Genomic DNA, 20,017 nt, shown 5'->3' with positions numbered 1-20,017 from the left:
CGCACGTTGTCAGTTTTCTCCAGTGATTCAAGTCAGAGCAACCTTGCTCTCACCATATCTATTCAATTCTTTGTTCTCTATATTCATTAATTATTCATATTGATAAAGTTTATCGGCTGCTTTTGATAATCGATTCATCAAAGCGTGACTATCCGGCGTATCGGCAAATCCTTGTGCGATAATCACTTCACAATCGGTTGATTCTAACGCACGCAATCCTGCATATAATTGCTGCGTAGCACTTTGTAAATCACCTTGTCTGCCATAAGAATAGACAGCCTTAACAGACAGAATTTCTTGAATTTGTTCCAAAATTTCGGCTTGTGCTAAAACCCCAATCGTTCGCTGCTCATGTTGAATATGCTCTATAAAATGTGTCACTTCGTCCGTAACCAATACTTCAACCGGTTGCACCGGACTATAATGTGTATACTTAACTCCTGGCGAAATCAATTTTGGGTCAGCTAATTGTTCAGTTGCACTTTTTTCGCTGACTGAAATGCCTAATGCTGCAATCATCGGCAAGGTAATCGCACCCGGTCTTAAAATATAAACATGCTCTCCTTGTGGCATAACTACTGTAGACTCCACGCCAACTGCTAATAAAGTTTCTTTTGGAGCTAAAACACCAGCAATCTCACCATTAAAATCATGTAACACATGTTCCACTGCCGTTGGACTTGGTTTCCCAGACTTATTAGCACTCGGCCCTACTAATGGAATGCCTGTTGCCTCAATTAAACGCAATGTTTCGGCTTGATTTGGCATACGAATCGCAACTGTATCTTTTCCAGGGGTAACGCTCGGTGCTAATACACCTTTTTTCTGTGGGAAAACAATCGTTAACGGCCCAGGCCAAAAAGCATCCATTAATCGTTGGGCTATCGGAGAAATAGATTCAACATAGGAATGCACCTGTTCAATGCTCGAAACATGGACAATTAAAGGATTATCTTTCGGTCGCCCTTTCACTGCAAAGACTTGACTGACAGCCTGTTCATCTGTTGCAATCGCCCCTAGACCAAAGACCGTTTCTGTTGGAAATGAGATAATTTGTCCCAAACGCAATTGCTCTGCTGCTTGAGTGATTTGTTCGGATAAAAATACTTGTGTTTCCATTTCATCATTCTTTCTCTCTTAAACTTACTTTGACATAACGATCCAATCCATTCAAGTCTTGATGAATGGTAATCATTGCCTGTGGAAATGCTACTTGAAATATTTCTTGTACCATTAAGCCTTGTCTAAAGCCAATCTCAAGCAAGATTTGTCCCTTACTTGATAAATAGTTCGGCAATGTTGCAGCCAATCGCTTATAAATCGCTAGCCCCTCATCTTCAGCAAACAAGGCTAATTTTGGTTCAAAACGTTTAACCGATTCGTCCATTAAACTCAACTCGTCTTCAGCAATATACGGTGGATTAGACACAATTAAATCATAACGCTTATCGTTCGGCAATTGCTGACACAAATCGCTCTGTACAAATTCCACCGTTACTTGATGTAATTGTGCATTTACTTTTGCCACTTCAAGTGCTGCTGCTGATATATCCACTGCCGTCACCGTTGCTGCCGGTGCATTTTTCGCTAATAAAATAGCAATATACCCCGTTCCAGTACCAATATCCAACACTTGAGCTTGTGGGTACAAGGACAAATACTGGCTACCCATTTCAACCAAACCATAAGTATCTTCACGTGGAATTAATGTATCTGACGTCACCTTAAACACATCATCGCCTATATAAGCTTTTTGTGTAATATATTGAATTGGTTCATGTTGTGCTAAACGTGTTAATACATGCCAAAAGCGTTGTGCTTCCTCCTCTGTAATCTTCTGTTGCAAACGAAGTACAACATCTGTTAGCTGCAGGTCAAAAACTTGGCACCAATAATCTCGTACTGACGCATTCTCAATTCCTTGCTCTTGTAAAAAAACTGAAGCCTGTTTAAAAGCTTCAGCCAGTGACATTTTAGAGTTTAGGCGCATTGAGCTCCTCCAATTTTTGTGTTTGATCAAACATGACTAAACCGTCAATAATTTCATCTAATTTACCACTTAAAATAACATCTAATTGTTGAATTGTTAAACCAATACGATGATCCGTCACACGATTTTGAGGGAAATTATAGGTACGAATACGTTCTGAACGGTCCCCTGTTCCCACAGCTAACTTACGTGCCGAATCAAATTCTGCTTGTGCTTCGGATTGAATTTTATCATAAACACGAGCACGCAATACTTTCATCGCTTTTTCACGGTTTTTTAATTGCGAACGCTCATCTTGCATTGCAACCACTGTATTCGTCGGAATATGCGTTAAACGAACTGCAGACGCTGTCTTGTTAACGTGCTGACCACCGGCACCTGATGCATGGTAAATATCCACACGAATATCATTGTCATTTAATTCAAATTCAATTTCTTCTGCTTCAGGCATTACTACGACCGTTGCAGTTGAAGTATGAACACGACCTTGTGATTCAGTTTCCGGTACACGTTGCACACGATGCGAACCATTTTCAAATTTTAACTTACTATACACTTTATGACCAGTAATCATTAACGATACTTCTTTATAACCACCAATACCTGTTATGTTCGCATCTAGGACTTCCACTTTCCAGCCTTGACTATCGGCATAACGAGTATACATATTTAATAAGTCACCAGCAAATAACTGTGCCTCATCACCACCTGCTGCACCACGAATTTCCATAATAATATTTTTGCCGTCATTTGGGTCTTCTGGCAACATCATGACACGAATCGCTTCTTGTAGAGATTCTTTTTCAGATTTCAACTCAGACAATTCAAGTTTTGCCATTTCAGCCATTTCAGCATCTAAACCTTCTCCAAGCATTTCTTCAGTATCAACAATTTCTTGTTCCACTTGCTTATAACGGCGAATTTTCTCTACTTTCGGTCTTAAATCACTCTCTTCAATCGTTAAGTCACGTAAACGTTTCGTATCTGCAATGACTGCAGGGTCACTTAATAATTCGTGTACCTCTTCAAAACGAAAGATTAATGTATCTAATTGTTCAAACATGATAGTCTCCTCTCAATGATTATCGATTCTATTCGGATTATGATAACATCTACGACATACTGGTAAATAAGACTCATTACCACCAATTTGGATTTGTTCACCTTCATAAACCGGTTTGCCGTCCACCATACGCATATTCATACTCGCCTTTTTATCACAAAACCAACAAATTGTTTTAATTTCTTCAATCTTATCTGCATATAATAATAAATATTTAGAACCTTCAAACAGCTCATTCGTGAAATCATTTTTTAAACCAAAAGCCATGACAGGAATATTTAATTCATCTACAACACGTGCCAACTGTAAAATTTGTGCTTTTTTTAAAAACTGTGCCTCATCAATTAAAATACAGTAACGACGTCCCATCGCTTTAATAGTTTCAAATAAATCCATATCATCAGTAATCGGAATCGCTTGCCGCTGATAACCAGTTCGACTTGCTACCGTTCCCACAGAAGTACGATTATCCAATGCACTCGTAAAGATTTCAACTGGTTTATTTTGTTCCTCATAGTTGTGCGCTACTTTAATAATTTCAAGTGATTTGCCACTATTCATTGCGCCATATTTAAAAAAGAATTGTGCCAATACTATGGTCTCCTTTTCTCAATTTTTTTGTAAGCAAAACTAAATCTTTTCAAATGCTCACTTCATGTTAAGAAATATCTTTTGTAGAATTCACATGTTCTTATTATAGCCTATTTCAGCGTATAAATGCTACTACCAAATATGACTTCTTTTATTGAAAACTACCTTTTCCCACAAAAAAAGTTGACAGAGTTTCCCCTATCAACTTTGATTTTGATTTCATGAGCTAAAGTGACGTCCACTTCGCATAGCTCTTGAAGTGCTTACGCACTTCTGCGTTCTCTGCTCCAGTGATTCATTTCAAAACGCTCATTGTCACACTATATTATTAAATATGAATTGGGTGTCCTAATGCTAATTCAGCTGCATCCATTACTGTTTCAGCTAATGATGGATGAGAGTGAATTGTTAAGGCGATGTCTTCAGCATTTAATCCACCTTCAACAGCTAATGTTAATTCAGCGATTAAGTCAGATGCGTTCGCACCAGCAACTTGTGCTCCAACAATAACATTATCTTCTTTTGTAGTTACTAAACGTACAAAGCCGTTTGTAGCATTTAATGATAATGCACGACCATTTCCACCTAATGGGAATTTAGACGCTTTAACATCTAAACCAGCTTCTTTAGCTTGTTCAACTGTGTAACCAACTGAGGCTAATTCAGGGTCAGTAAAACATACTGCTGGCATAGCAACATAATCAATTGTACTTGGTTTACCACTGATTGCTTCTGCAGCAACTTTCGCTTCATAGCTTGCTTTATGCGCTAATGCAGCTCCTGGAACAGCATCCCCAATTGCAAAGATATTATCTTTATTTGTACGACCTTGTTTGTCAACATTGATTAATCCGCGTTCACCAACTACTACACCTGCAACTTCTAAACCACAGTTATCAGTATTTGGACGACGTCCTACTGTTACTAAACAGTAATCCGCTTCGATAGTATGTTGACTACCACCTACTTCATAAGTTACTTTCACACGGTCGCCAACTACTTCTGAATTTAATGCCATTGCATTTGTTACAATGTCAACACCTTTTTTCTTGAAGTCAGCTTCAACCAATGCCACCATATCTTTTTCGAATGTTGGGATAATTTGGTTAGAACCTTCTAAAATTGTAATCTTAGTACCGAAGTTAGCAAAAGCACCTGCCAACTCACTACCGATGTATCCACCACCGATTACAACCATTTCTTTTGGAATTTCTTTTAATGCTAACGCACCTGTTGAATCAATCACACGTTCGCTATATTTGAATCCTTTGATTTCGATTGGACGGCTACCTGTTGCAACAATCGCATTGTTAAATGAATATGTTTGAGCAGAATCTTCTGTCACAACACGTAATGTATGGTCATCTACGAAGAATGCTTCTCCTTCAATGATTTCCACTTTATTTTTTTTCAATAACATACGGATACCGCCAGTTAATTTACCAACAACTTCTTTGTCTTTCCACTCTTGAGTACGTTTGAAATCAACTGTAATATCTTTAGCATGAACACCAAAATGGTCACCATGTTTAGCGTTATGATAGGTATGACCTGCACTAATTAACGCTTTAGATGGAATACATCCAACGTTTAAACATGTTCCACCGATATATTCTTTTTCGATGATTGATACTTTTTGACCTAATTGTGCTGCACGAATCGCTGCAACGTATCCTCCAGGTCCTGAACCGATTACGACTGTATCTAGTTCAATTGCAAAATCTCCAACTACCATATTCTACACCTTAACCTTCCATTAATAATAATTCTGGGTTTGCCAATAAACGTTTGAATTCATTCATCGCTTTTTGAGCAGTAGCGCCGTCAACAATACGGTGATCATAACTCAATGATAATTTAATAACACGACCTACAGCTAACTCGCCTTCTTCGTTAACAATTGGTTGTTGAACAATTGAACCAAATCCTAAAATAGCTACTTCTGGGTGATTGATAATTGGTGTAAACCATTTACCACCAGCTGAACCGATATTTGAGATTGTTGTTGATGCATTACCCATTTCGTTAGCTGCTAATTTACCAGCATGTGCTTTTTCAGCTAATTCAGTAATTTCATCTGCAATATCAAACATTGATTTAGTATTAGCATCACGAATTACTGGTACATATAAACCACGGTCTGTATCAGTTGCGATACCGATATGGAAGTAGTTTTTAAATACGATTTCGCTTGTAGCATCGTCAATTGACGCATTTAAGATTGGGAATTTCTTCAATGTCGCAACTAATGCTTTTACTGCATATGGTAAGAATGTTAATTTAGTATTGCGTCCTGCTGCAATATCTTTAAATTTCTTACGGTGATCCCATAAAGCGGATACTTCAACTTCATCAAAGTGTGTTACGTGAGGTGCAGTATGTTTAGAGTTAACCATTGCTTTTGCAATTGCTTTACGCATACCACTCATTGGTTCACGAACTTCAGCTTCAGGAGCTGCTGATTTGTATGGTGCTGCCGGTGCTGCACTTGCTTTAGCAACTGGTGCTGCTGGTGTCGCTACTGGTGCTGCCGCTTGAGCTGGAGCAGATGCTGCTGCTTCAACTGGTGCTGAACCATTGAAGTTTTCAATATCAGCTTTTGTTACACGACCATTTGAACCTGTACCTACCACTAATGAAATATCAATACCTTTATCACGTGCTAATTTACGAACAGATGGCATTGCTAATACACGACGATTTGGATCAGCTGCTTCAACTGGTTTGCTTGCAACTGGTGCTGCTGTCGGTGCCGCTACTGGAGCTGCTGGTGTTGATGCTGCTGGAGCCGCAACATGTCCCTCTACTGCGATTTCAACCAATACATCACCTACAACTGCTACTGTTCCTTCTGGAACCACAATTTTAGTAATTTTACCAGAAACTGGTGACGGAATTGATTCAACTGATTTATCATTTTGAATTTCAACTAAAACATCGTCTTCTTTAATTTCATCGCCCTCTTTTACTGGCCATGATGCTACTTCACCTTCTACAATTCCTTCACCTAATTCAGGTAATTTGAATTGGAAAACACCTGCTGCCGCTGCTGGTGCAGATTCAGTTGCAACTGGTGCAGGAGCTGCGGCTGGTGCAGCTGCTTCTGATGCTGACTCGTGTCCTGGTGCATCAATTTCAACTAAAACATCACCTACAACTGCTACTGTTCCCTCTGGAACATGAATTTTTAAGATTTTCCCAGAAACTGGTGATGGAATTGATTCAACTGATTTATCATTTTGAATTTCAACTAAGACATCGTCTTCTTTAATCTCATCGCCCTCTTTTACTGGCCATGATGCTACTTCGCCTTCTACAATTCCTTCGCCAAGCTCAGGTAATTTAAATAAAAATGCCATGATTTATATCTCCTTTTCTAGTTTGTTTAGGTTGGCTTGACATTCACTTCACAAAATACTTGGAAAGTTTTTCTCCAGTGATTCAAACCCGAAACCCTCGCTCACACTATGTATATCATTTTTTATTTGCTTTTCTTTATTTACACAAACATTCTACTTGACCTAGGGCAGTCATGACACCCCTATTAATAAAGTTGCCACCACTACCCAAGTCAAATATTATATTACTAAATTAGAATGCGTAAGTTTCACGTACTTGAGCTTCAATATCTGTCGCATTTGGTAACCAATCTTTTTCAGCTTGACCAAATGGGAAGATTGTATCAGGAGCTGCAACAAATCCGATTGGTGCTTCTAAGTCTAAGATAGCACGTTCAGAAATTTCAGCCATAACACGTGCACCAACACCTGATTGACGTTGTGCTTCTTGAACAACTACTACACGATTTGTTTTCTTAACTGTTGCTAAGATTGTTTCAATATCTAATGGTTGAACTGTACGTAAGTCAACGATTTCTACTGAAATACCTTCTTTTTCTAATGTTTCAGCTGCTTTAATCGCTTCACGAACCATTGCACCATAAGTGATTACTGATACGTCTGTACCTTCTTTAACAACATTAGCTTTTCCTAAAGGAATAGTATATTCTTTTTCAGGGACTTCTTCACGGAATGAACGGTATAATTTCATATGTTCTAAGAAGAATACTGGGTCATTATCACGAATTGCAGAAATTAATAAACCTTTCGCATCGTATGGCCCTGAAGGAATAACTACTTTAATACCAGGTGATTGTGCTAATAAACCTTCTAAGTTATCAGCATGTAATTCTGGTGTATGTACCCCACCACCGAAAGGTGCACGGAATGTAATTGGCATATTACGTGTTCCACCCATACGGTAACGGTAACGAGCAGCTTGTGCTACTACAGAGTCCATTACTTCAAATACGAAACCTAAGAATTGAATTTCTGGAATTGGACGGTAACCTGTTAATGCTAAACCAACAGCTAAACCACCGATACCTGATTCTGCTAAAGGAGTGTTGAATACACGTTCTTCACCGAATTCATCTTGCAAACCTTCTGTTGCACGGAATACCCCACCGTTTTTACCAACGTCTTCACCGAAAACTAATGTACGGTTGTCATTACGTAATTCTGTTGCGATTGCTTGAGTAATCGCTTGGATCATCGTTAATTGAGCCATTATTTATTCTCCTTTGCTTCGTATTTTGTAATAAATTCTTGCGTAAACACATCTGGTGTTTCATACATATTTTTTAAGAAACCAGAAATCTTTTGTTTAGGCTCTTGGTCAGCTAATTTAATCGCTTCTTTAATTTCTTCTTGTGTACGTTCGATAACAGCATCTTCTTTTTCTTTAGACCATAAACCTTTTGCTTCTAAATATTTACGGAAACGGATTAATGGATCTTTAGCTTGCCATTCATCTTGAACACCTTCTGGTTGATAACGAGTTGGATCATCACCTGATAATGTATGTGGTCCAAAACGGTAACATAATGTTTCGATTAAGACTGGACCATTACCAGCGATTGCGTATTCACGTGCAGCTTTTGTTACAGCATAAACAGCTAAAACGTCCATACCGTCAACTACGATACCAGGAATACCAGCAGCTACTGCTTTTTGAGCTAATGTTGGTGCTGCAGATTGTAATTCACGTGGTGTTGAGATTGCCCAACCATTATTTTGAATGAAGAAGATTGCTGGCACTTTATATGCTCCGGCAAAGTTAATACCTTCATAGAAGTCACCTTGAGATGAACCACCGTCACCTGTCCATGTTACAGCAACAGCTTTTTTACCGTCACGTTTCAATCCGAATGCAACACCCATTGCTTGAATGTATTGTGCACCGATAATGATTTGTGGTGGAACAGCTAATAAATCTTGCTCATATGTACTACCTGCTACATGACCACGTGACCATAAGAATGCTTGGTGTAATGGTAGACCATGTTTAATTAATTGTGGAACATCACGATATCCAGGTAAAATGAAGTCAGTCTTTTCAATAGCAGCGATTGAACCTAATTGAGATGCTTCTTGACCAGCAGTAGGTGCATAGAAACCTAAACGTCCTTGACGGTTTAATGCTGTTGAACGCTCATGTAAAATACGAGACCATACCATATCTTCCATTAATTGAACGAGTTCTTCGTCAGATAAATCTGGTAATAAACCTTCGTTTACCACTTCACCTTCTTCATTGATAACTTGTACCGTGCTAAAATCGAAGTTATTTGGATCCAACAATGCTTCGATTGTCACAGCTTCTTTTTTCTTTGCCATATGTGCACACATTCCTTCCTTTTTTTAAATCAGAATAAAACAGCCCGAATTTCTGTTTAACTCCTTATTTACATTACCTAATGTATCACTAACCCTATGCAAATGCAAGTGAAAAAGCCTTTTTCATCCGATACAATCAAGGTTTTTTACGGTTTGTGAAACGTTGTTCAAAATGATGTTTACGCTATCTATTTTTAGTAATTTCACTAATATTTTCATATTTTTATGATAATACTCTTTATGTTCTGTTATAAAACATCAATTAAACTGTATTATTTTATTAATTTTTATATAGTACACATTCTTTGCTATTTATACAAAAACTTAAATATTATAATAGTTTGTGATTTAAAATATATGTTAAGGTTTTCAAGTATTTTTAGGCATTTATATTAGTATTTCCCTCTCGGAAACTATAATCAATACTTCGATTTCAATACTTAAATTCTGTTTATTTTAGACAAGATGCTGTGACAATCTTCCTTGCTTATTTTAGTGTTATTTATAAATATTCATCATCACAAGCAACCGATTCGTACTAATCTCCAACAAAAAAACCACTATCCAACAAAGGATAATGGTTTTTTTGCAAAGTTTAAAACTTTAATTTGTCTTGGCTTATCGCTCAATACGTTTTCTAGAACTTACGCTTACGAGCTGCTTCTGATTTTTTCTTACGTTTTACAGATGGTTTCTCGTAAAACTCGCGTTTACGAGCTTCTCTTAAAGTACCTGTTTTAGAAACGTTACGTTTGAAGCGACGAAGAGCGTCATCCAATGATTCGTTATCACGAACTACTGTTTTTGACATATGATTCCCCTCCCTCCAACTTGTTAGTAACCTTCTATTAGATATTCATCTAAATCAGTCCTTGTTTTATTATAGCAAATCTTGTAAACTTTACAACTCTTATTGAAAAAATTTTTCTCACTTTTTTCATTTTTAAACCGTTTAATTCTCACTAAATTGTATCTCAATCTCAGTGACAACCTGCTTAACAAGAGTGCTTCCTAAAATAACCCCTCGAAAAATCTGTTCTACCGACTGCTCCGACACGGATAAAACATAACGCATATAAACTTGATTATCTCGACCTAAACATAGATAATAACCAGTACCATATATGTCGTTCCATTCATTGATAAAATGAAGCCATTTTATTCGTTGGTCTTCGGATATACACTGTGCGATAGAATAAAAGGCAAGTTGGGCAATCCCTTGATCTTGTTCGGATATCAAAGAAATGGCAAAAGGAACCGTCTTTGTACCAAAATCCATTTGTCCTTTATACATAATTCCACCAGTTATATTCTCTTGTTTCAGTGGAAATGACCGTTCAAGCAACAATTCATTAAATGCCTTATTAATAGAATCCATTAACGTCCCTCCTTATTCTAGCTCCCATTAACTGAAATGACTTCTTTTACTAATTCATTTCGCTCACTGGCGCTCTATACACACTACTTAAAACCTCAATTGCTCAAAATTATAAGTGGGAATCTCGTCCACTTCTACTTCAACTACTTTACTCTTGGGAATAAGGTCAATAATTTTGCGATTATTATTTTCTTGCTTTTCCGTTTCGGTTTGTTGAATTTCTTCTTTGACAGTTTTTGCCAAATCCATACTTCTATCAAGTTCTTCTTTAATTTTTCCAAAAGTAGATAAATCAATTGTTTCCAAGAAGTCCATGTGCTTTTGTAAAACGGATTTCAACTCCCCTTTTAAGTAACTTTCTTGGAGTACGATTTCTCGTTTAATAGCTTCTAGCTCTGCCATGGATAATTCAAAATTAGAAAGACGATTCGTTACTACTTCTTCCGTTGAACTTCGAATGTCTGACGCCTCAGCATGTGCATCTTTAATCACATTTTTTGCTAAATCTTTTGCTTCAACAATTACTTCTGAAATCAACAATTCTTTACTTTCAAAACGTGCTAAACGTTCTTTTAAATCATTGATTGTTTCTTCTTGATTTTTGACCGTATCTTTCAACATTTTTTGTTCTCGATGCATCTGCTGAATTTTCTCCTCCACAGAAGCTCGTGAATAACCAAAAAACAATGTTTTTCTTAATTGTTCTGCACTCCCCATTGGTGCTACCTCCTTATTTTCCCATACTTAATCTACACATTAACATTACTCGCCATTTGATAAATTAGCCTTTTCCTTACAATCGAATCACTCACTAGAATATTATTCATATTGCTACTATTTTACTTTTAATTATATCAAAACAACTGACAGAACTCTAGCTTTTCCAACGACTTTGACTGACAAAATACCGATATTTCGAAATAAAAAACCACTCCCTATGAAGTGGCTTAGTATGACTGTTTACCTAAATACTTTTAATACCCGTAAGCATTCCCACAAAAATTACATTTGACAATTCTCACATTTACCAAACACTTCAAAACGATGTGATTCAATTTTGACCTTTGATAAATCTGTCGTTACTTGTTCCATTGGACAAGCATCTAACGGAATCGTAATGCCACACCTAGTACAAATGAAGTGATGGTGGTGATGACTTTGTTCGCCACAACTTATACGAAACATTTGTTCATGATTATATTCTGTTCCTTCAAGCAATCCATTTTCTACAAAATCATAAATATTGCGATAGGTAGTGTTATAACTCATGGTAGGGTACTTTTCTGCCATCATGCGATGAATATCTTGTGCACTCATGTACCGATCTGACTCTGCAAAGTACATCAAAATTTCCTCACGTTTTTTGGTCATCTTGAATCCCGCATTCTTCAATATTTTTAAGCACTGCTCCACTACTTCAGCTGGTGTTTGTTTTTCTGTTGAATGATGGCTACAATGAGCGTGGTGATGTTCATGTTCCATATACAATCCTCCTTCATTATATGGTATAGTAAAAGAAATCAATCAAAAAGGAGTGCTTTATGATGACAATCGATACTACCCTTCACATTTATCTTATTTCTGATTCGATTGGTGAAACTACAACAAAATTTGCCAAAGCAGCACTTGCGCAATTCCCCACAGCAAATACAGTATTACATAAATTTGTATTTATTTCAAATAAAGATGCTTTAATACCTGTACTAGAAGATGCAAAATCAAACAATGGTATGGTGCTATTGACTTTAGCTAATGCTGAACTCTCAAATTTAAGCGAAGAATTTTGTCGAGAACATCAAATTTTCCTTTATAATTTAATCCAGCCGGTGACTGAAGAAATCGCAAGACGAACTGGCTTAGAACCTACTCATAAAATCGGAGCACAACACGATTTATCAGAAGAATACTTCAATCGTGTTAAAGCAATGGAATTTTGTATGATGTATGATGACGGTAAAGATCCAAAAGGCTTTATCGAAGCAGATATTGTACTTTTAGGTATATCACGCACAAGCAAAACACCACTCAGTATGTACTTAGGCAATCTCGGCTATAAAGTCGCAAATTTACCTTTGATACCTGAAAATCAAGTGCCTAATATCTTATTTGAAATTGATGCTAATAAAATCGTTGGACTGACAACATTTGATAAAGTAGCAAATTTACATCGTGAAAATCGTATGCGTGAATACGGAATGCCGAGTGGTACTAAATATGCATCAATGGAACGTGTTAATCACGAATTGAAGTTTGCTCATGATTTATATGAAAAACTTAATTGCCTAGTTATTAACACAGCTGAACGAAGTATCGAAGAAACAGCCTCCATTATTATTCAAGAATTAAATTTACCGATTCGTGCATAATTTTCAATACACATTAAAGACTGGACAAACTTGCCCAGTCTTTTTTGTTCTATAAAAATTGTTCACGTAATGTTTCGGCACTATGTTGTGACAACAATCCTACTGGAATATCAAACACTGTCTTAGCACCATATTCCCCTTTCACTGCTAAACGATGAGCTGCACGAGCATAGCTTATCAATACACTCGCTGTAAATTCTGGATTCGAATCTAATTTTAAACTAAACTCCATGATTTCATTGCTCGCCTCACCTGTTTTACCGCTACGAATCACAAAGCCGCCATGTGGTAAACCAGCGTGATGTTCGTCTAATTCAGCTTGTGTCACAAAATGAACCACTGTATCGTATTCATCAAAGTAATTTGGCATAGTCACAATTGCCTGCTCAATTTGTTGACGATTAGCATTTTCAGCTGCTACGACAAAACATTCTCGCTTATGCTTTTGACGTGTCGAGAGATTAGGTTGTGTACCTTGACGCACTGCATCAATCGCTGATTCAACAGGAATCGTATATTGCTTAGCATCTAAAACTCCCTCGATACGACGAATCGCATCTGAATGTCCTTGCGAAACACCTTTACCCCAAAATGTATAGCTTTCTCCCTCTGGTAGTACCGCTTCAGCTAATACACGATTTATCGAAAATAAACCTGGATCCCAGCCGACAGAAATCACACTTACTTTATTATTGGCTTGAGCCACTTCATTCACTGCTGCAAAATGTTCTGGCACTTTCGCATGAGTATCGAAACTATCTACTGTATTAAATAATTTAGTAAAAGCAGGAGTTTGTTCAGGTAAATCTGTCGCTGACCCACCACATAAAATCATCACATCAATTTTATCGACAAATTGTGCTACCTCATCAACGTGATACACCGATACGCTCGGATTAACAGGCGTTACACTACTCGGTCCTCGCCTGGTAAAAATAGCGACCAATTCCATATCCTGTTGTTGTGCAATCGCATATTCTACTCCACGACCTAAGTTTCCATAACCAATAATACCAATCCTTATTTTACTCATTCATTTCCACTCCATTCCTTTATAATGTAATTTTAATCATTTTATTATTTTTTACAAGAGATTTCAATAAAATATCATTATTTAAATCGTCATAAATTGCGTGACCAATAAATAAAAATGAATTTCTTTATCTCCAAAACTCGTTTTCATTTGAAAATCCGTTTTAATCAACTGCTCGTAAAATGCTGTTAATTGTGCCAATGGATAGTGACGAGCTAATTGCAGTGCTAATTTGACACGATAAGCATGGACACCTAATTGTGTCGCAATTTCATGTTCTAGACGTCCAGCTGCTGCCAATAATTTCACTTGAATAAGTAAACGGAATTGACTAATCATTAGTGCATGTAAAGCAATCGGCTCATTACGCATTAATAATAAATCTTCATAAATTTGGGTTGCATTTGCTAATTGTTTCGCCATAATCGCATTCGATAATTCAAACACATTGGACTCGAGTGAGCGTGGCACAAGTTGTCGCACGACATCTTTGTTAATCGCCTTACCCGATAGTGCGTATTGTTCTAATTTATTTAATTCATTCATCGCATCACTCAGGCGATATTGAACACGTTGTAATAACTCTTTTCTCGCATCATCAGTCATCGATAAAGATAGTCCTTTTACATGTTGCGTGACAAAGCGTTCAACTTCGTCTTGTTTCATTGCAGTGGCATCTACAACTGTTACATCTTTTAGAAAGGCTTTCGATACTTTTTTTCGCTTATCTAATTGCTCACTTTCCACACGCCAAATGACAATCGAAGACGGATTCGGATTCGTAAGATATTCTAATAAACGATTCGTTTCTTCATCTGAAATTTTTTGTGTCGTTTGTGCATTTAAAAAGGTCACATTATCAATAATAATTAAACGGTATTGCGTAAAAAAGGCATAAGTATCTGCCTCATCGAGTACTTGCGTTATACTGACTTCATCTAAATCAAAATGTACACGATCTATCTCCTCTTCTCCGACCACTTGAACCAATGTATCTAAAAAGAGTTTTTGCAAATAACTTTCATTTCCTTGCAATAAATAGTTCGAGGCAATTTGATTTTGACGAATCATTTGGATTACTTTTTGAAACTCCATTTATCGAATCACATCCTTTGCTCGCAATCTTAACTGCCGTTCCATTATATCAAACTTTTCCAAGTTCAACACACTCAACCAGAAATAAAAATGAAAAATGATTAAGTAAAATTATATTTTTTTAATATTTCATTTAACTTTTTTGCATTCATGTATTATAATATACATTCATAAAGAACATTACACAAGTGGGGCAATGTTATCCCCTAAAAATGAACGTATTTAAGGAGGTTTTCGATGAAACCTGTTATTGGAATTACTGGAAACATTTCACAACTATCTGGCAATCAAGGAGCACCATTAACTGTTAACTATTCACCACTTGGATTTAGCCAAGCCATTGAATTAGCTGGTGGCTCACCAATTATTTTACCAATTATGAATGAAGACAATGCTGAGGCAATCATTTCGATTGTTGACGGCTTACTCTTAACTGGTGGCGAAGATGTATCACCTCATTTTTATAATGAAGAACCACGCATGGTCATCGGTGCAACTTCTCCGGAGCGTGACCGTAGCGAAATTTTATTAATGAAAGAGGCAATGCGACAAAACAAACCGATTTTAGGTATCTGTCGTGGAATGCAATTAATTAATGTGGTCTTAGGCGGAACATTGTATCAAGACTTATCAGAAAATGAACAAATCACTATTCAACATGTGCAAAAAACAAAACCACATCATCCGACGCATTCAATTGTGGTAAAAGAAAATTCTCATATTGCGTCTATTTTTAAAACAGGCGATTATGTAAATTCATTTCATCACCAAGTGCTAAAAGACATCGCACCTGGTTTATCTATTACAGCTTGGAGCCCTGATAATGTACCAGAAGCTGTTGAATTATTTGAAAATCATCAGAGTATTCTCGGCTTACAATGGCATCCGGAACTTAATGCAATTATGAATAATCAACAAAGTTTAGCAATTTTCAAGGACTTAGTACAACGTGCGAACAAAGCACGTCATCATATCAACCAACAAAATGAGCTGGGTTACCATTTAATTTAATTCATAAATTAACACCCCTACTATTGAAACGATAGTAGGGGTGTGCTTATTTATTCAGCTAATAATTGTTGATAAATTGCTAAATATTCTTTTGTCGGATTTTCCCAACTGAAATTACGTGTCATTGCTTGATGCATTAATCCTTGCCAATGTTCTGGACGTTGATAGTAAACGGTTAAAGCATTATAAATAGTGGATAATAAATTCCAGCTATTAAAACCATAAAAACTAAAACCTGTTCCTTCACCGGTGAATTGATTATATGGCTGCACCGTATCTTTTAACCCACCTGTTTCATGAACGATTGGCAATGTGCCGTAACGCATCGACATCATCTGCGATAAGCCACACGGTTCGAAAGCACTCGGCATTAAGAACATATCACTTCCAGCATAAATCAATTGTGCAATTTTTAAGTCAAACTTAATTAAACTCTTCATTTTATGTGGATATTTAGATTCAAAGTAACGGAAAGAATGTTCAAAACGTTCATCTCCGGTACCTAATAAAACCACTTGAACTTCTGCTTGCGATAATAATTCTTCAAGACGTTCTTCGACCAATTGGAATCCTTTTTGGTCAGTCAAACGACTCACCATACCGATAATCGGTACATCTTCTCGCACAGGTAAGCCTACTGCTTCCTGTAAAGCTCGTTTATTTTCATATTTTCCAGCAAGTTGATTAGCCGAGAAATGATGCGGAATTAATGTATCAGTTTCTGGATTATTCAAATCATAGTCAATCCCATTAATAATTCCACGTACTTTCCACTGATTATATAGTAAGGTCCCTTCAAGTTGTTCACCAAATTCAGGTGTCATAATTTCATGGGCATAAGTTGGACTCACTGTCGTCACAATATCCGAAAAATTAATCGCACCTTTCATAAAATTAACACAATCTTTCCACTGTAAACCATCTTGCGTATACGCATTGTAATGCGTACCGAAAACACGTTCTAAAATATTGGGAGCAAAAACTCCTTGGAAACGTAAATTATGAATGGTAAATACTTTACGAATATGACGCAGACGATTTTTCCAATGATAACGGTCAACTAATAATACCGGCACCATGGCAGTATGCCAATCATTGCAGTGAATCACATCAGGAATCCAATCAATCACTTCTAGCATTTCAATAATAGCCGTTGAAAAGAATCCAAACCGTTCGCCGTCATCCCACTCGCCATATAAGCTCTTACGGTCAAAATAACTTAAATTATCAATAAAATAATAAGTAATTCCGTCTAACTCTAATGTTTTAATACCACAATAGACATTTTTGTCCCCTAATTGAAAACGAAAATGCGCAATTTCTTGAAGTTGTTCTTGATAGGTCGCTGGCATTTGCGTGTAGTTCGGTAAAACAACACGAATATCGACACCTTGTTTGGCTAGTTCTTTTGGTAGTGCATAGGCAACGTCCCCTAGTCCACCGGTTTTGAAAAAGGGTGCAGCCTCTGCTGCAGCAAATAGTACTTTCATCATTTAAGAAAGCCTCCTATACTTCTACTACAGTATTTTTACCAATAACAACCAAATTATCCGGTGTACCAATCACTCTAGCACCAGCTTTAATGACACAATTCTTATCGATAATAGCGTATTCTACTACAGCACCTGATTCAACTTTGGTCCCTTGGAAAATAATACTATGTTTCACCTTAGCATCCGATTCAATATGCACTTTACGATTGATAACTGAACGCCATACTTCACCGTCTACTGTAACACCCGTTGCTAAAATCGAATCTTTAACAACAGAATGTGGTGCATAATATGTCGGCGTTCCATTTTTACTCTTCGTTAAAATCGGCTGACTTGTATGGAATACGGCATTATATTTGGCACGATCCAATAAATCCATATGTGCTTGATAATAACGGTCAATCGTTTCAACATTGGCTGTATAACCTGTATATTCGTAAACATTGACTGTTTGATCTAACAGATAGCTTTCGATGACACTATCCACTTCACCATAACGTCCTTCAGCTTCTGCTCGTGTCATCAATTCATTCATCTTATCGACACTTAAAATATACATACCTAAGTTAACATTCACTCGTTCAGCTTCTCCAGCTTCACGCAAAGGCACCACATCTAATAATTGCCCATAGTTATCAAGCACTAAATTCATATCTTCAGAATAGCGACGTGCTTCTTCTAACACAATCGGTTTATACACTACTGTAACATCTGCTTCACTTGATAAATGATGACGATAAATGGCACGAATATCGACATTCGCAATAATTTTACTCCCTGACACAAAAACATAATTCGCATGAGAACGTTTCATATAGAGTCGGTGGTCATCATAAAAATGACCTCCGGCATTCTCTTGTAAATGACGCAATTTCCAATTTTGTTGTGAAAAAGTAAAGATTCCTCCTGTGATTTGAGAATCAAAATTCCAAGAATCACCTGAACGAATATGGTCATAAATCGAACGTCCAGATTCTGAAATAAATAATGCACAAGAATCGATTTCGGCGTGTGCAATATTCGATAATGGGAAATCTACGACACGATAACGTCCAGCAAATGGTAAGGCTGCAACCGGACGCCCATTAGTCAAAGGTCTTAACGGTTCCTCATTTTCAGTTAAATTAACAATCGCACATAATTTATTCTTCACCATCGTTTTTCGGTCCTCCAATCACTTCTTGATACCCTACAACTGCAATATTTTCTGGCGTTCCAATCACACTTGCCCCGTCTGCTAATACGGCATTTTCACCAATAATTGCATACTCTACTTTACAATTTTTACCTACGGTTACACCCGCCATTAATAGCGAGTCATTAATCGTAGAATTTTCACCTACTCTAACATCCAATGATAAAATAGAATCTTCAACTGTCCCAGCAACATAACAACCGTCGACAACTAAAGCATTTTTCAATACGGCATCTTCCGTTAAAAATTGTGGTGGTGTAATTGGATTATTTGTATAAACTCTCCAGCTATCTTCGCTCACATGCAATGGGTGCTCTGGAGATAAAAATTCCATATTTGCTTCCCATAGACTTTCAATCGTTCCAACATCTTTCCAGTAGCCGTCAAATGCAAAAGCAAAGCAATTTTCAGCATTTTCTAAATAAGCTGGAATAACATTTTTACCAAAATCTTCCATTTCACGATTTTTCGCTTGGTCTTCTACAAGATAGCGTCTTAACGTTTGCCAGTTGAAAATATAAATCCCCATAGAGGCAAGATTACTTTTCGGATTAGCAGGTTTTTCTTCAAACTCAATAATTCTACCTGAATGGTCCGTATTCATAATACCAAAGCGAGACGCTTCTTTAATTGGAACCGGAATAACCCCCACTGTTAAGCTCGCTTGATTTTTCTTGTGATTTTCTAGCATTTCACTATAATCCATTTTATAAATATGGTCACCCGATAAAATCAATACATATTCTGGATTGATTGAATCAATATAAGCAATATTTTGGTAAATCGCATGAGCTGTTCCTTTAAACCATTTTTCACCGTCGGAACTTGAGTAAGGTTGCAAAATTGTAGCACCACTATTGCGCCCAGTTAAGCCCCAAGCCGAACCATTACCGATATGTTCATTCAACTCAAGTGGTTGATACTGCGTCACCACTCCTACTGTTTTGATACCTGAGTTAATACAATTACTTAACGCAAAATCAATAATCCGATATTTTCCTCCAAACGGAACTGCTGGTTTCGCTGTTTTCTTTGTTAACACACCTAAACGCGTCCCTTGTCCACCGGCGAGAATCATTGCAATCATTTCTTGTTTCATCTCAATATTCGATTGCTCAATAGCA

Annotated in this window: 19 protein-coding genes; 2 read left to right on the top strand and 17 right to left on the bottom strand. The window is 37.0% G+C overall.

Annotation, left to right across the window (positions count from 1 at the left end; genetic code table 11):
* Positions 1-90 precede the first annotated feature (90 nt).
* The 12 genes from JDW14_02145 to JDW14_02090 form a co-directional block, all read right to left on the bottom strand.
* On the bottom strand, positions 91-1,119 hold the full coding sequence (locus JDW14_02145; GenBank protein QQD65944.1) for a threonylcarbamoyl-AMP synthase: 1,029 nt from the start codon (positions 1,117-1,119) through the stop codon (positions 91-93).
* A gap of 4 nt (positions 1,120-1,123) precedes the next feature.
* A complete protein-coding gene (gene prmC / locus JDW14_02140) occupies positions 1,124-1,990 on the bottom strand; it encodes a peptide chain release factor N(5)-glutamine methyltransferase (protein QQD65943.1) in 867 nt (288 codons plus the stop codon).
* On the bottom strand, positions 1,974-3,053 hold the full coding sequence (gene prfA / locus JDW14_02135; protein QQD65942.1) for a peptide chain release factor 1: 1,080 nt from the start codon (positions 3,051-3,053) through the stop codon (positions 1,974-1,976). The genes prmC and prfA overlap by 17 nt, the downstream gene beginning before the upstream one ends.
* Before the next feature lie 12 nt (positions 3,054-3,065).
* Positions 3,066-3,644, bottom strand: coding sequence for a thymidine kinase (locus JDW14_02130; GenBank protein ID QQD65941.1), 579 nt, complete (start codon positions 3,642-3,644; stop codon positions 3,066-3,068).
* Positions 3,645-3,972: 328 nt separating this feature from the next.
* Positions 3,973-5,379, bottom strand: a complete 1,407-nt coding sequence (lpdA, locus tag JDW14_02125; protein QQD65940.1) for a dihydrolipoyl dehydrogenase — start codon at positions 5,377-5,379, stop codon at positions 3,973-3,975.
* Positions 5,380-5,389: 10 nt separating this feature from the next.
* Entirely contained in the window at positions 5,390-7,003 is a 1,614-nt protein-coding gene (locus JDW14_02120) for a 2-oxo acid dehydrogenase subunit E2 (protein QQD65939.1), read from the bottom strand.
* A 232-nt stretch (positions 7,004-7,235) separates the two neighbouring features.
* Positions 7,236-8,213 (bottom strand): alpha-ketoacid dehydrogenase subunit beta, encoded by a 978-nt coding sequence (locus tag JDW14_02115; protein QQD65938.1) that lies wholly within the window; start codon positions 8,211-8,213, stop codon positions 7,236-7,238.
* Positions 8,213-9,322, bottom strand: coding sequence for a pyruvate dehydrogenase (acetyl-transferring) E1 component subunit alpha (gene pdhA / locus JDW14_02110; protein QQD65937.1), 1,110 nt, complete (start codon positions 9,320-9,322; stop codon positions 8,213-8,215). The genes JDW14_02115 and pdhA overlap by 1 nt, the downstream gene beginning before the upstream one ends.
* A gap of 637 nt (positions 9,323-9,959) precedes the next feature.
* Positions 9,960-10,133 (bottom strand): 30S ribosomal protein S21, encoded by a 174-nt coding sequence (locus JDW14_02105; protein ID QQD65936.1) that lies wholly within the window; start codon positions 10,131-10,133, stop codon positions 9,960-9,962.
* A 141-nt stretch (positions 10,134-10,274) separates the two neighbouring features.
* The gene (locus JDW14_02100; protein ID QQD65935.1) at positions 10,275-10,700 is read right to left on the bottom strand and encodes a hypothetical protein; all 426 of its coding nucleotides are present in this window, start codon (positions 10,698-10,700) and stop codon (positions 10,275-10,277) included.
* A gap of 87 nt (positions 10,701-10,787) precedes the next feature.
* On the bottom strand, positions 10,788-11,417 hold the full coding sequence (locus JDW14_02095) for a DivIVA domain-containing protein (GenBank protein QQD65934.1): 630 nt from the start codon (positions 11,415-11,417) through the stop codon (positions 10,788-10,790).
* A gap of 285 nt (positions 11,418-11,702) precedes the next feature.
* Positions 11,703-12,182, bottom strand: a complete 480-nt coding sequence (locus JDW14_02090) for a transcriptional repressor (GenBank protein QQD65933.1) — start codon at positions 12,180-12,182, stop codon at positions 11,703-11,705.
* 62 nt (positions 12,183-12,244) lie between these two features.
* On the opposite strand from JDW14_02090, the gene JDW14_02085 reads away from it, so the two are divergent.
* Positions 12,245-13,066, top strand: coding sequence for a kinase/pyrophosphorylase (locus JDW14_02085; protein ID QQD66477.1), 822 nt, complete (start codon positions 12,245-12,247; stop codon positions 13,064-13,066).
* Positions 13,067-13,115: 49 nt separating this feature from the next.
* On the opposite strand, the gene JDW14_02080 is transcribed toward JDW14_02085, so the two are convergent.
* Positions 13,116-14,099: a diaminopimelate dehydrogenase gene (locus JDW14_02080; GenBank protein QQD65932.1), complete on the bottom strand. Its 984-nt coding sequence runs from the start codon at positions 14,097-14,099 to the stop codon at positions 13,116-13,118.
* An 81-nt stretch (positions 14,100-14,180) separates the two neighbouring features.
* Positions 14,181-15,194, bottom strand: coding sequence for a DNA polymerase III subunit delta (gene holA, locus JDW14_02075; GenBank protein ID QQD65931.1), 1,014 nt, complete (start codon positions 15,192-15,194; stop codon positions 14,181-14,183).
* Between the two features lie 237 nt (positions 15,195-15,431).
* On the opposite strand from holA, the gene JDW14_02070 reads away from it, so the two are divergent.
* A complete protein-coding gene (locus JDW14_02070; protein ID QQD65930.1) occupies positions 15,432-16,205 on the top strand; it encodes a gamma-glutamyl-gamma-aminobutyrate hydrolase family protein in 774 nt (257 codons plus the stop codon).
* 50 nt (positions 16,206-16,255) lie between these two features.
* Here the strand turns inward: JDW14_02070 and glgA are convergent, their stop codons facing one another.
* The 3 genes from glgA to JDW14_02055 are packed head-to-tail and all read right to left on the bottom strand — an operon-like array spanning position 16,256 to position 19,998.
* Positions 16,256-17,695 (bottom strand): glycogen synthase GlgA, encoded by a 1,440-nt coding sequence (gene glgA / locus JDW14_02065; GenBank protein ID QQD66476.1) that lies wholly within the window; start codon positions 17,693-17,695, stop codon positions 16,256-16,258.
* A 16-nt stretch (positions 17,696-17,711) separates the two neighbouring features.
* Complete coding sequence (gene glgD, locus JDW14_02060) at positions 17,712-18,854, bottom strand: glucose-1-phosphate adenylyltransferase subunit GlgD (protein QQD65929.1); 1,143 nt, start codon at positions 18,852-18,854, stop codon at positions 17,712-17,714.
* On the bottom strand, positions 18,841-19,998 hold the full coding sequence (locus JDW14_02055; GenBank protein QQD66475.1) for a glucose-1-phosphate adenylyltransferase: 1,158 nt from the start codon (positions 19,996-19,998) through the stop codon (positions 18,841-18,843). Before JDW14_02055 ends, glgD begins: the two co-directional genes overlap by 14 nt.
* Positions 19,999-20,017 lie beyond the last annotated feature (19 nt).

The organism is Aerococcaceae bacterium zg-252 (genome assembly GCA_016237705.1).
GTDB lineage: Bacteria > Bacillota > Bacilli > Lactobacillales > Aerococcaceae > Globicatella > Globicatella yangjingiae.
This window is presented reverse-complemented; position numbering and strand designations above follow the sequence as displayed.